We start from the raw sequence: 13,115 nt of genomic DNA on the forward strand, positions 1-13,115 counted from the left end.
GGTTGATAGGCCAGATGTGGAAGACCGGTAACGGTTGAAGCTGACTGGTACTAATAGGCCGAGGGCTTGTCCTCAGTTGCTCGCGTCCACTGTGTTAGTTCTGAAGTAACGAACAGTCGTGTGGTTATCCGTCTGGTTCGACATCTTCATAGTGTTTCGGTGGTCATTGCGTGAGGGAAACGCCCGGTTACATTCCGAACCCGGAAGCTAAGCCTCACAGCGCCGATGGTACTGCAGGGGGGACCCTGTGGGAGAGTAGGACGCCGCCGAACAACCTTTGTGGGAATGCCCCGCACCGTATGGTGCGGGGCATTTCTGCGTTCACCACCCATTTGCGCAGACCCGTGTCATTGATCCGGCCTGACCAGTCGACACTTCGCGGCCGGCGGAGGGTGCTGAGCAGGTCGAGCATCGGGTATGCTTTCTCTTGTTGCTCGCCCCAATAGCTCAGTCGGTAGAGCGTCTCCATGGTAAGGAGAAGGTCTACGGTTCGATTCCGTATTGGGGCTCAAGGAACAGCGAAAGGCCCCCGCCAGTTGGCGGGGGCCTTTCGCTGTTCGCGTTCTGTCGTTCTAGCTGGGGTGGGGCTCCGGAACACGCATCGCCAGGATGGCCATGTCGTCCGAGGCAGGCTCGGCCGCGAAGCGTTCCACCGCGCGTAGTACGCGGGAGGCGACCGCGCCGGCCGTGAGTCCCGTACAGGTCGTCAGAACATCGGCCAGGCCGTCGTCCCCGAGCATGCGCGTGCCCTCCCGGCGTTCCGTGACGCCGTCGGTGACGCACAGGAGGACGTCTCCCGGGTCCAGGGTGATCGTCTGCTCGTACAGCTCCAGGTCCTCCATGACGCCGAGCAGCGGCTGCGGTTCGGCCGCCGGTTCGACCGTGCCGTTCTGACGCAGACGCAGGGGGAGCGGATGGCCGGCGCAGACCACCTTGAGAATCGCGCTGCCGTCCTCCTGGGGCCACAACTCCCCGTAGAGCAGGGTGAGAAAGCGGCTGCGGGCGCCCTCGTCGAGGATGGCCGCGTTCAGCCGCTCGAGCACCGCGGGTCCGCCGAAGCCCTCGCGGGCCAGCAGCCGCAGGGCGTGCCGGGCCAGGCCGGTGACGGCCGCGGCTTCCGGGCCCGTACCGCAGACGTCACCGATGGCGAAGCCGTAGGCACCGTCCCGGATCGGGAAGAGATCGTAGAAGTCGCCCCCGACCTCGTTGCCTTCGCCCGCCGCGCGGTAGATGACCTCGACCTCGACCCCGGGCACCTGGGGGAGCCCCGGCGGCAGCAGGCTGCGCTGCAGGGCCTGGCTGATGGCCGTGCGCTCGGAGTAGAGGCGGGCGTTGTCGAGGGCCAGCGCCGCTCGGCGCGAGAGGTCTTCCGCGAGCTCCAGGATCTCCTGGCGGAAGTGGTCGTCGGAGGGCTTGCCGAGGGTCAGCATGCCGATGACCCGGTTACGGGCCACCAGCGGCAGCACCACGGTCTCGCCGCCGACAGCGGCCGCTGTGGCCAGTGTTGTGCCGACGCTCGACGCGGTCGGGGCCGAACCGCCTCCCAGCTGGCGCATGGAGGTGCGCAGGGCTGCCTGGTGGGCGGCGTCCGCGGGGGCGGTCCAGATGCGGGCGCCGGGGGTGGGAACCGGGTCCGGCGGGTTGATCTTGGAGAGCAGGGCCTTGAGGCCGTCGATGCGCTCCTCGTCCTCGTGCAGCACATAGGAGAGATACGGGTCCGACGACTGGTCGGCGATCGTGTAGACCGCGCACCAGGTGGCCAGGGTGGGCACGGTCATCTGCGCCATCAGGGCCAGCGTCTGGTCACGGTCCAGGGTTCCCGCGAGCAGGTCCGAGGCCTCCACGAGGAACGAGAGCGAGCCGCGGCGCAGACGCTCCAGTTCGCCCAGCCGGGCCGACTCGACGGCCAGGGCGATGCGGTCGGCGGCGAACTGGAGGCGCAGCGCCTCCTCGTTGGAGAAGCGGCTCGCTCCTTCGGCGGCGACGCCCAGGGAGCCGGTGAGCCGGCCCTCGACCTTCAGCGGGACGGTCACGACCGAGCGCATCCCGGTGCCGGTCAGCAGCGGGACCGCTCCCGGGACGGCCGTGAGGTCGTCGTGGACGGCCGGCATCCGCGCGGAGCCGTAGCGTCCGGTGCCGGCCTCCACGGGAACCCTGGCGAAGCGCTGGCGGGCGGAGGGGAGCCCGGTGGAGGCCCGTACCTCCAGTTCCGTCTCGTCGTCCGTGGCCAGCAGCAGGAAGGCGGAGTCGCCGTCGAGCATGTCGCGGGCGCGCTCGACCGTCCGCTGGAGGAGTCCGTCGAGGTCCTCCGGGGCGGGGGAGCCGATGAAGATCTCGAAGGGGTCCGCGGTGCGGCTCTCGGCGCCCGCCTCGGTCGCGGGGGCGCGCAGCGGGGTCTGGATGACGGCGCGTTCGTAATCACGTACGAGGAGGCAGACCGTGGACGGCTCGCCCTGGGTGTCACGCACCCGGAGGTGTGAGGCGTAGACGGGGATGACCCGGCCGTCGGCGCCCCGCATGCCGTAACTGCCCTCCCAGCGCGAGAGTTGGAGCGCCTCGACGATGCCTGTGCCGATGCCGGGGGTCTGCGGCCAGGCGGCGAGGTCGGTGAGGGGCTTGCCGACGACCTGCTCGGGGGCGTACCCGAAGATGTGCTCCGCGTCCTCGTTCCAGCGGACGACGGCGCCGGTCCCGTCGATCTGGACGACGGCGACCCGTACCCGTTCGTCGGCGACGGGGAGCAGACTGGTGGGCAGGACGGGGCCTGCGGAGCGGGTGCCGACCGGGCGCTGAGGGAGGTCGAGCTGGAACCACACCTGCTTGTACGTGGGCGTGTACTCGACGCCCCAGCGGGATGCCAGCGCGGCGCAGAGCAGCAGTCCCCGGCCGTTCTCGCGGTCCGGGCTGCCGAACGACTGCCCGGTGCCCTGAATGGGCACCTCGCGCTCGGGGTAGCGGTCGGCGACTTCGACCCGGACGCCGTCCTCCGTACGGAGGCAGAGCACATCGGCGGAGGTGCCGGCATGGATGACGGCGTTGGTGACGAGCTCGCTGGTGAGGACGACGGCGTCGTCGACGACCTCGGAGTAGCCCCATCCCTGGAGCGTGTCACGGACGAAGGCGCGGGCCGTCGCGACGGACCGCCCGACAGGGTCGAAGCTGGCAGCCGCCCGCGCGGTGATCACAGAACTCCTCGTACGCGTTTCGACGCCCGGCTCCGCCATGATCGGCCCCGCCCCTCCAGGTGCCCGGTGGTAGTACCTTCGCCACACCGCCCCTGCCGGGCGGACCGGGGCGGTTGGACAGCCGGATGCCAGGTTACTTACCTTCGCTGTCCGAGCGGATGCCGGTCACCACAGTTTCCGTCCTCCGGGTTCGGGGACGCTATGCGAAGCTGCCGAACTGTTATGGCCTGGTTCGGCCATGGTGAAACACTGGGCAGGCTTTCCGAAACAGCCCGGACAGTTCGGTCAACCCCTGCGGGAGGGACACGGTGGAGTCTGGCATGGCGGCGCGTGGCGCGAACACACGCGTGAAAGGCGGACGATCCCGGAGCAATGGGACAGTCGAGGTGGACGCGGCGGAACTGAGCAGACTGCTGACGGCCTTGGTGTCGATGCGGGACGGCAACTTCCGAAAGCGCCTGACCGTCTCCGATGACGATGTGATGGCGGAGATCGCCGCCGTCTTCAACGAGGTCGCCGACCGCAATCTCCATCTCACGGGTGAGCTGGCCCGCGTGCGGCGCATGGTCGGGCGCGAGGGAAAGCTCACAGAGCGCCTGGAGACCGGGGCCTGCGAGGGGTCCTGGGCTGCGGCGATCGACGCGTCGAACGCGCTGGTCGACGATCTGGCGCGGCCCGTGTCCGAGGTCGGGCGGGTGCTCTCCGCGGTCGCCGAGGGCGACCTGGAACAGCGGATGGACCTGCGCTCGCACTCCACCGACGGGGCGGAGCGGCCGCTGCGCGGCGAGTTCCTGAAGGTGGCCCGTACGGTCAACAATCTGGTCGACCAGCTCTCCGCGTTCACCGACGAGGTGACCCGGGTGGCGCTGGAGGTCGGTACCGAGGGCAAGCTCGGCGGCCAGGCCAAGGTGCGCGGTATGTCCGGATCGTGGAAAGATCTCACGGATTCCGTCAACACGATGGCGTACCGGCTCACCGCTCAGGTACGTGACATTGCTCTCGTTACGACGGCGGTCGCCAAGGGCGATCTGTCGCGCAAGGTCACGGTCCATGTGGCCGGCGAGATGCTCCAGCTGAAGAACACCGTCAACACGATGGTGGATCAGCTGTCGTCCTTCTCCTCCGAGGTCACACGCGTGGCACGGGAGGTCGGCACCGAAGGTGAGCTGGGCGGTCAGGCGACCGTCCCTGGTGTGGCCGGGGTGTGGAAGGACCTCACCGATTCGGTGAACACGATGGCCGGCAACCTGACCAACCAGGTGCGGGGCATCGCCGAGGTCACCACGGCCGTCGCCAATGGTGATCTGTCGCAGAAGGTCACGGTGAGCGCGCGCGGCGAGGTGGCCCAGCTCGCCGAGACCATCAATCAGATGACCGAGACGCTCCGTACGTTCGCGGACGAAGTGACACGCGTGGCGAGCGAGGTCGGAGCCGAGGGTCTGCTCGGTGGTCAGGCACAGGTGCCCGGCGCCGCGGGGACCTGGAAGGACCTGACGGACTCGGTCAACACCGTCTTCCGCAATCTGACCACGCAGGTGCGGGACATCGCGCAGGTGACGACGGCGGTCGCGAACGGCGATCTGTCCCAGAAGGTCACCGTCGATGTCGCGGGCGAGATGCTGGAGCTGAAGAACACCGTCAATACGATGGTGGATCAGCTGCAGTCGTTCGGTTCCGAGGTCACGCGCGTCGCGCGGGAGGTCGGCGTCGAGGGCAGGCTCGGTGGCCAGGCGGAAGTGCCCGGTGCGGCGGGGACCTGGAAGGACCTCACCGATTCGGTGAACACGGCGTTCCGTAACCTCACCGGCCAGGTGCGGGACATCGCGCAGGTGACGACGGCGGTCGCCAATGGCGATCTGTCGCAGAAGGTCACCGTCGATGTCGCGGGCGAGATGCTGGAGCTCAAGAACACTGTCAACACGATGGTGGCGCAGCTCTCCTCGTTCGCCGACCAGGTGACGCGCATGGCGCGGGACGTGGGTACGGAGGGGCGGCTCGGCGGCCAGGCGCGGGTGGACGGCGTCAGTGGTACGTGGAAGGAACTCACCGACTCCGTCAACTTCATGGCGGGGAATCTGACCGATCAGGTGAGGCAGATCGCGCAGGTGACCACGGCCGTGGCGCGGGGCGATCTGTCGCAGAAGATCGATGTGGACGCCCGGGGCGAGATCCTGGAGCTGAAGAACACCATCAACACCATGGTCGACCAGTTGTCGGCCTTCGCCGAGCAGGTGACCAGGGTCGCCCGCGAGGTGGGTACGGACGGCCGGCTGGGCGGTCAGGCGCAGGTGCCGGGCGTCGCGGGCGTCTGGCGCGACCTGACCGACTCCGTGAACGGCATGGCGGGCAACCTCACCGCGCAGGTCCGGAACATCGCGGGCGTTGCCACGGCGGTCGCGCGTGGCGACCTGTCGCAGAAGATCGATGTGGACGCGCGCGGCGAGATCCTGGAGCTGAAGAACACCCTCAACACGATGGTGGACCAGCTGTCCAACTTCGCCGAACAGGTGACCCGGGTGGCCCGCGAGGTGGGTACCGAGGGCATCCTCGGCGGCCAGGCCGAGGTGCAGGGTGTCTCCGGTACGTGGAAGGACCTCACCCAGTCCGTCAACTTCATGGCGAACAATCTGACCTCGCAGGTCCGCAATATCGCCGAGGTCACCACGGCGGTCGCCAAGGGCGATCTGTCGAAGAAGATCACCGTCGATGCCCGGGGCGAGATCCTCGACCTGGTCACGACCGTCAACACGATGGTCGACCAGCTGTCGAACTTCGCGGACGAGGTGACGCGAGTCGCCCGTGAGGTGGGTACGGAAGGCATCCTCGGCGGTCAGGCCCGGGTCCGGGGTGTCACCGGCATCTGGAAGGACCTCAGCGACAACGTCAACACGATGGCCAACAACCTGACCAGCCAGGTGCGCAACATCTCGCGGGTCTCGTCGGCGGTGGCCAACGGCGATCTGACGAAGAAGGTGACGGTGGAGGCGCGCGGCGAGGTCGCGGAGCTCGCCGACACCGTCAATACGATGGTGACGACGCTGTCCTCGTTCGCGGACGAGGTGACGCGAGTCGCCCGCGAGGTGGGCACCGAGGGCGAACTGGGCGGCCAGGCCAGGGTTCCCGGCGTGTCCGGCACGTGGAAGGACCTCACCGAGTCGGTGAACTCGATGGCGTCCAACCTGACCGGGCAGGTGCGCCAGATCGCCACGGTCACCACCGCCATCGCCAAGGGCGATCTCACCAAGAAGATCGACATCGACGCGCGCGGTGAGATCCTGAAGCTGAAGAACACCATCAACACGATGGTCGACCAGCTCTCCTCCTTCGCCGATCAGGTGACCCGGGTGGCCCGCGAGGTGGGCACGGACGGGCAGCTGGGCGGCCAGGCCCGGGTGCGGGACGTCGACGGCACGTGGCGCGACCTCACCGAATCGGTGAACGAGATGGCCGGGAACCTGACCCGTCAGGTGCGGGCCATCGCCGCCGTCGCCACCGCGGTGACCCGCGGCGATCTGAACCTCAAGATCGATGTCGACGCGGCGGGCGAGATCCAGGTCCTGCAGGACAACATCAACACGATGATCGCCAACCTGCGGGACACCACCCTCGCCAACGAGGAGCAGGACTGGCTGAAGGGCAACCTCGCCCGTATCTCCGGGCTGATGCAGGGCCGCCGCGATCTCGATGACGTCGCCTCGCTGATCATGAGCGAGCTGACCCCGGTGGTCTCGGCGCAGCACGGCGCGTTCTTCCTGGCGATGCAGACCGGCGCGGTGCCCCAGGTCGGTACGGATGTCGGCAAGGACGCCTCGTACGAGCTGTGCATGCGCGGCAGCTACGGCTACTCGGCCGGCGCGATGCCGACGGCCTTCCGGCCCGGCGAGACTCTTATCGGCACGGCCGCCGAGGAGAAACGAACCATCCAGGTCAATGTGCCGCCGGGGTATCTCAAGATCTCGTCCGGGCTCGGGGAGGCGTCGCCGGCGCATGTGATCGTGCTGCCGGTGCTCTTTGAGGGGAAGGTCCTCGGGGTGATCGAGCTGGCGTCGTTCCAGCCGTTCACCCATATCCAGCGGGACTTCCTCAACCAGATCGCCGAGATGATCGCGACGAGCGTCAACACCATCAGCGTCAACTCCAAGACCGAGGTGCTGCTGAAGCAGTCGCAGGAGCTGACCGAGCAGCTGCGGGAGCGCTCCGCGGAGCTCGAGAACCGGCAGAAGGCCCTTCAGGAGTCCAACGAGGAGTTGGAGGAGAAGGCCGAGCTGCTGGCGCAGCAGAACCGCGACATCGAGGTGAAGAACACCGAGATCGAAGAGGCCAGGCAGGTTTTGGAGGAGCGGGCCGAGCAGCTCGCCGTCTCGATGCGCTACAAGTCGGAGTTCCTGGCGAACATGTCGCACGAGCTGCGTACGCCGCTCAACTCGCTGCTCATCCTCGCCAAGCTGCTCGCGGACAACGCCGAGTCGAATCTCTCCCCGAAGCAGGTGGAGTTCGCGGAGACGATCCATGGCGCGGGTTCCGATCTGCTCCAGCTGATCAACGACATCCTTGATCTGTCGAAGGTCGAGGCGGGCAAGATGGACGTCAGCCCGACCCGCATCGCGCTGGTGCAGCTGGTCGACTATGTGGAGGCGACGTTCCGGCCGCTCACCGCGGAGAAGGGGCTCGATTTCTCCGTACGGGTGTCGCCGGAGCTGCCCGCCACCCTGCACACCGACGAGCAGCGTCTGCTGCAGGTACTGCGCAACCTCCTGTCCAACGCGGTGAAGTTCACCGACAGCGGCGCGGTGGAGCTGGTGATCCGGCCGGCGGGTACGGATGTGCCGCATGCCATCAGGGAGCAGCTGCTGGAGGCGGGTTCGCTGCGTGACGCCGACGGTGACCTGATCGCGTTCTCGGTCACCGACACCGGGATCGGCATCGCGGCGAGCAAGATGCGTGTGATCTTCGAGGCGTTCAAGCAGGCGGACGGCACGACCAGCCGGAAGTACGGCGGTACGGGTCTGGGCCTGTCCATCAGCCGGGAGATCGCGCGGCTGCTCGGCGGTGAGATCCACGCGGCGAGTGAGCCGGGGCGTGGCTCGACCTTCACGCTCTACCTGCCGCTCCATCCGAGCGAACTGCCTCCGCAGGGCTATCCGCAGCTGACGCCCGCCGGCATGAAGCCGCTGGGGCGCGTGACGAGCGGTGTCACCGCGCAGACCGCGGGGCAGCCGCGGCCGGAGGAGCACGCGCCCGCGGAGCTGCCGGGTCCTGCCGCGCTGTTCCGGCGCCGCCGCAGGAGCGTCGCCGCCGCGGAGCAGGGCTCCGATACGTCAGGACAGGGCGGCCAGGCGACGCCGGCAGGGGCGCCGGGGTCTTCGGGCGGGTCTTCCGCGGGACGGGAGTCCTGGACCGTCGGTACGGGCGGTACGGGCCGTCAGGAGGCGCCCCAGGAGCGTCGTACCTTCACCTTCGCCGGTGAGAAGGTGCTGATCGTCGACGACGACATCCGTAATGTCTTCGCGCTCACCAGCGTGCTGGAGCAGCACGGTCTGTCGGTGCTGTACGCGGAGAACGGCCGGGAAGGCATCGAAGTCCTGGAGCAGCACGATGATGTGACGGTCGTTCTGATGGACATCATGATGCCGGAGATGGACGGATACGCGACGACGACGGCGATCCGCAGGATGCCGCAGTTCGCCGGGCTGCCGATCATCGCGCTCACCGCGAAGGCGATGAAGGGCGACAGGGAGAAGGCGATCGACTCCGGTGCTTCCGACTATGTGACGAAGCCGGTCGATCCTGACCATCTGCTGTCGGTGATGGAGGGGTGGATGCGCGACAAATGATCAGTGGCTGTGCGAATCAGCCCGATGTCGTGATCGACTGTGCCCGGCGGCGTGTGAGGCGGCGATATTCGGGGAACCTTCTGGTCTCCCGCAACGTTTCTCGTTCGTGCACAGTGACATCACGGTGACAGGGTGTGGCGACAGGCGGGGTGCGGCTACGATGACCGGCACAAGGACGGACGGCGTAACGGAGTCGTCCCCTGGGGCGGCGCCCGGTGCTTCGCCGGGCCTTGCGAGCAGGGGACGCCCCATGCCGGGGCGAGGAGGGCGGGTGGCCATGGTGCAGAAGGCCAAGATCCTCCTGGTCGATGACCGGCCGGAGAATCTGCTGGCGCTGGAGGCCATCCTCTCTGCGCTCGATCAGACGCTGGTGCGGGCATCGTCAGGGGAGGAAGCGCTCAAAGCGCTGCTGACGGACGACTTCGCCGTCATTCTGCTGGATGTCCAGATGCCAGGGATGGACGGTTTCGAGACCGCCGCGCACATCAAGCGGCGGGAGCGGACACGCGACATCCCGATCATTTTTCTCACGGCCATCAACCACGGCCCGCACCACACCTTCCGGGGTTACGCGGCGGGCGCGGTGGACTACATCTCGAAGCCGTTCGACCCGTGGGTGCTGCGCGCCAAGGTCTCGGTCTTCGTCGAGCTGTACATGAAGAACTGCCAGTTGAAGGAGCAGGCCGAGCTGCTCAGGCTCCAGCTGGCGGGGGCGGGCGAGGCCAAGGAGCCGACCGGTCTGCTGGCTGAACTGTCCGCGCGGCTCGCGGCAGTTGAGGAGCAGGCGGAAGCGCTCTCCAAGCAGCTGGACGACGATTCGGCGGATGCTTCCGCCGTGGCCACCGCCGCCCACCTGGAGCGCAAACTCACCGGTCTGCGGCGGGCGCTGGACGCGCTGGAGCCGGGCACGGGAAGCGGTTCGCCCACACTTCCCTCGCAGAACTGAGCAGCTGAAGCAGCGTCAGTTTCCCGACACCCCACGGACGACACGATCGGGTGAAGCCGTGGGCACACGTGTCCGCGGCCGCTCACACCGGTAACCTCACCACCATGGCCTCACGTACGTCCGGCAAGGGTTCCCAGGGCACGGCGGGCACCGCAAAGCCGCGGCCCGGCCGTACGACCGGCGCCGCGAAAGCGGCGCCCGCCAAAAAGGCGGCGCCGAAGAAGACCGTGCCCGTGAAGAAAGCACCGGCCAAGAAGGCCCCCGCGAAGAAAGCGGTCGCCAAGCCGGTACCCAAAGCCGCACCGTCCCCGACCGGGGGCGTGTACCGGCTCGTACGCGCCGTCTGGCTCGGGGCCGCGCACGGCATCGGGGCGATGTTCCGCGGCATAGGACGCGGCGCGAAGGGGCTCGACCCGGCCCATCGCAAGGACGGGGTGGCCCTGCTGCTGCTCGGCCTCGCCCTCGTCGTCGCGGCCGGCACCTGGTCGAACCTGCAAGGCCCGGTGGGCGACCTGGTCGAGATGCTCATCACCGGAGCCTTCGGCCGGCTCGATCTGCTCGTGCCGATACTGCTGGGCGCCGTCGCCGTACGGCTGATCCTCTATCCCGAGAAGCCCGAGGCCAACGGACGGATCGTCATCGGACTCTCCGCGCTCGTCATCGGCGTGCTCGGGCTGGTTCATATCGCCTGCGGCGCCCCGGGGCGCGGCGAAGGCACCGAAGCGATGCAGGACGCGGGCGGGCTCATCGGCTGGGCCGCCTCCACACCGCTGATCTTCACCACGGGCGAGGTCCTCGCCGTACCGCTGCTCCTGCTGCTCACCGTCTTCGGCCTGCTGGTCGTCACCGCCACCCCCGTCAACGCCATCCCGCAGCGGCTGCGGCTGCTCGGCTCCAAGCTGGGGATAGTCGAACCCCCCTACGAGCCGGAAGAGTACGAACCGGAAGAGCCCGACAGCGACGACGAGCGGTACGACGAGCAGTGGCGCCAGTCGCTGCCCGCCGGCGCGCGCCGCCCGTCCGCACGCCGGAGCGCGACACCGCAGGAGTACGACCCCGATCAGGCCGAGGGGGAGGCGCTCTCCGCGCGGCGCAGGCCGCGCCGGTCCTCCGCCCAGCCGGACCTGGGCCGGCCCATGGACGCCGTGGATGTGGCGGCCGCCGCGGCGGCGGCGCTGGACGGCGCCGTCCTCAACGGGATGCCGCCCTCGCCGATCGTCGCGGACCTCACCCAGGGCGTGTCCGTGGACCGTACGCGCAAGCGGGGGGAGGCGCCCGGGGCGCGCACGGAGGACACCGCCGGGGAGCGCTCCGTACCCGTACCGAGCGCGCGAGAGGCGGAGAAGCCGGCTGCCGCCGCCGGGGTTGTCGCGGACCTGACCAAGCCCGCGCCCCGCGAGGACGAACCGCTGCCGCCGCGCGCCGAGCAACTCCAGCTCCGCGGGGACATCACGTACGCGCTGCCCTCGCTGGACCTGCTGGAGCGCGGCGGTCCCGGCAAGACGCGCAGCGCCGCCAATGACGTGATCGTCGCCTCGCTCAGCAATGTCTTCAGGGAGTTCAAGGTCGACGCGGCCGTCACCGGCTTCACCCGGGGCCCGACGGTCACGCGGTACGAGGTGGAGCTCGGGCCCGCCGTGAAGGTCGAGCGCATCACCGCGCTCACCAAGAACATCGCGTACGCCGTGGCCAGTCCGGACGTACGGATCATCTCCCCGATCCCCGGAAAGTCCGCGGTCGGTATCGAGATCCCGAACACCGACCGCGAAATGGTCAACCTGGGTGATGTGCTGCGTCTCGCGAACGCCGCCGAGGACGACCACCCGATGCTCGTCGCGCTCGGCAAGGACGTCGAGGGCGGCTATGTGATGGCCAACCTCGCGAAGATGCCGCACATGCTCGTCGCCGGCGCTACCGGCTCCGGGAAGTCCTCCTGCATCAACTGCCTGATCACGTCGGTGATGGTCCGGGCGACCCCGGAGGACGTCCGGATGGTGCTCGTGGACCCCAAGCGGGTCGAGCTGACCGCGTACGAGGGCATCCCGCATCTGATCACGCCGATCATCACCAACCCCAAGCGGGCCGCCGAGGCACTCCAGTGGGTCGTACGGGAGATGGATCTGCGCTACGACGACCTCGCGGCCTACGGCTACCGCCATATCGACGACTTCAACCGGGCCGTGCGCAACGGGAAGGTCAAGCTGCCCGAGGGCAGCCAGCGTGAGCTCTCGCCGTATCCGTATCTGCTGGTCATCGTGGACGAGCTGGCCGACCTGATGATGGTCGCGCCGCGTGATGTCGAGGACGCCATCGTCCGTATCACCCAGTTGGCCCGTGCCGCCGGTATTCATCTGGTGCTCGCCACCCAGCGGCCCTCGGTCGATGTCGTCACCGGGCTGATCAAGGCGAATGTACCCTCGCGGCTCGCCTTCGCGACGTCCTCGCTGGCCGACAGCCGGGTCATCCTCGATCAGCCGGGCGCGGAGAAGCTGATCGGCAAGGGAGACGGCCTGTTCCTGCCGATGGGCGCGAACAAGCCGACCCGTATGCAGGGTGCCTTTGTCACCGAGGACGAGGTCGCGGCGGTCGTCCAGCACTGCAAGGATCAGATGGCACCCGTCTTCCGTGAGGACGTCGTGGTCGGGACGGCCAAGAAGAAGGAGATCGACGAGGACATCGGCGACGATCTCGATCTGCTCTGCCAGGCCGCCGAACTGGTGGTTTCCACGCAGTTCGGCTCGACCTCGATGCTTCAGCGGAAGCTGCGTGTCGGTTTCGCCAAGGCCGGCCGGCTGATGGACCTCATGGAATCGAGGAACATCGTCGGACCGAGTGAGGGCTCCAAAGCCCGCGATGTCCTGGTGAAGGCGGATGAATTGGATGGAGTGCTCGCCGTGATACGCGGGGAGGCTCAATCCTAGGGAAAAGGAAGGCAACCGTTTCCCTAGGTCAGACGTCAAGTTGGAGAGAGGAAGTGCATCGTGTCCCTCTACCACGTCGTCAGGCCCTTCTGATGGCGTACAAAGTGCATCCGCCCGGTTGCCCCACCCTTTCGTACCACCCATAGACTGAACGTCCAGCAGGTGGCTACACGCTCGAAAGGCGCCCCCGTGTCCATCGGCAACTCCCCCGACGGCAACGCCCCAGAAC

4 protein-coding genes, 1 tRNA gene and 2 rRNA genes are annotated in these 13,115 nt (G+C 68.1%); 6 read left to right on the plus strand and 1 reads right to left on the minus strand.

The genetic code is table 11. The annotated features are described in order from the left end of the window. From ACZ6MZ_RS07575 to ACZ6MZ_RS07585, 3 genes are all read left to right on the plus strand, one after another. Positions 1-74 (plus strand): 23S ribosomal RNA (locus tag ACZ6MZ_RS07575); the annotation flags it as partial. A gap of 81 nt (positions 75-155) precedes the next feature. Further along, positions 156-272: ribosomal RNA gene (rrf, locus tag ACZ6MZ_RS07580) — 5S ribosomal RNA — on the plus strand. Positions 273-436: 164 nt separating this feature from the next. Then, positions 437-509, plus strand: a tRNA-Thr gene (locus tag ACZ6MZ_RS07585). Between the two features lie 63 nt (positions 510-572). Here the strand turns inward: ACZ6MZ_RS07585 and ACZ6MZ_RS07590 are convergent. Beyond that, positions 573-3,224, minus strand: coding sequence for a SpoIIE family protein phosphatase (locus ACZ6MZ_RS07590; RefSeq protein ID WP_469350421.1), 2,652 nt, complete (start codon positions 3,222-3,224; stop codon positions 573-575). Between the two features lie 281 nt (positions 3,225-3,505). Between ACZ6MZ_RS07590 and ACZ6MZ_RS07595 the strand changes: the two genes are divergently transcribed. The 3 genes from ACZ6MZ_RS07595 (at position 3,506) to ACZ6MZ_RS07605 (ending at position 12,886) form a co-directional block, all read left to right on the plus strand. Then, positions 3,506-9,019, plus strand: coding sequence for a HAMP domain-containing protein (locus ACZ6MZ_RS07595; RefSeq protein ID WP_469350422.1), 5,514 nt, complete (start codon positions 3,506-3,508; stop codon positions 9,017-9,019). A gap of 277 nt (positions 9,020-9,296) precedes the next feature. After that, positions 9,297-9,965: a response regulator gene (locus ACZ6MZ_RS07600; RefSeq protein WP_384179862.1), complete on the plus strand. Its 669-nt coding sequence runs from the start codon at positions 9,297-9,299 to the stop codon at positions 9,963-9,965. 104 nt (positions 9,966-10,069) lie between these two features. Next, positions 10,070-12,886: a DNA translocase FtsK gene (locus ACZ6MZ_RS07605; protein WP_469350423.1), complete on the plus strand. Its 2,817-nt coding sequence runs from the start codon at positions 10,070-10,072 to the stop codon at positions 12,884-12,886. Positions 12,887-13,115 lie beyond the last annotated feature (229 nt).

The organism is Streptomyces sp. NPDC042201, assembly GCF_055582185.1.

Excerpts from the sequence above, each read along its gene's own strand:
- ACZ6MZ_RS07595 (WP_469350422.1), top strand. The coding sequence starts at position 3,506 with ATGGCGGCGCGTGGCGCGAACACACGCGTGAAAGGCGGACGATCCCGG.
- ACZ6MZ_RS07590 (WP_469350421.1), bottom strand. The coding sequence starts at position 3,224 with ATGGCGGAGCCGGGCGTCGAAACGCGTACGAGGAGTTCTGTGATCACC.
- ACZ6MZ_RS07600 (WP_384179862.1), top strand. The coding sequence starts at position 9,297 with ATGGTGCAGAAGGCCAAGATCCTCCTGGTCGATGACCGGCCGGAGAAT.
- ACZ6MZ_RS07605 (WP_469350423.1), top strand. The coding sequence starts at position 10,070 with ATGGCCTCACGTACGTCCGGCAAGGGTTCCCAGGGCACGGCGGGCACC.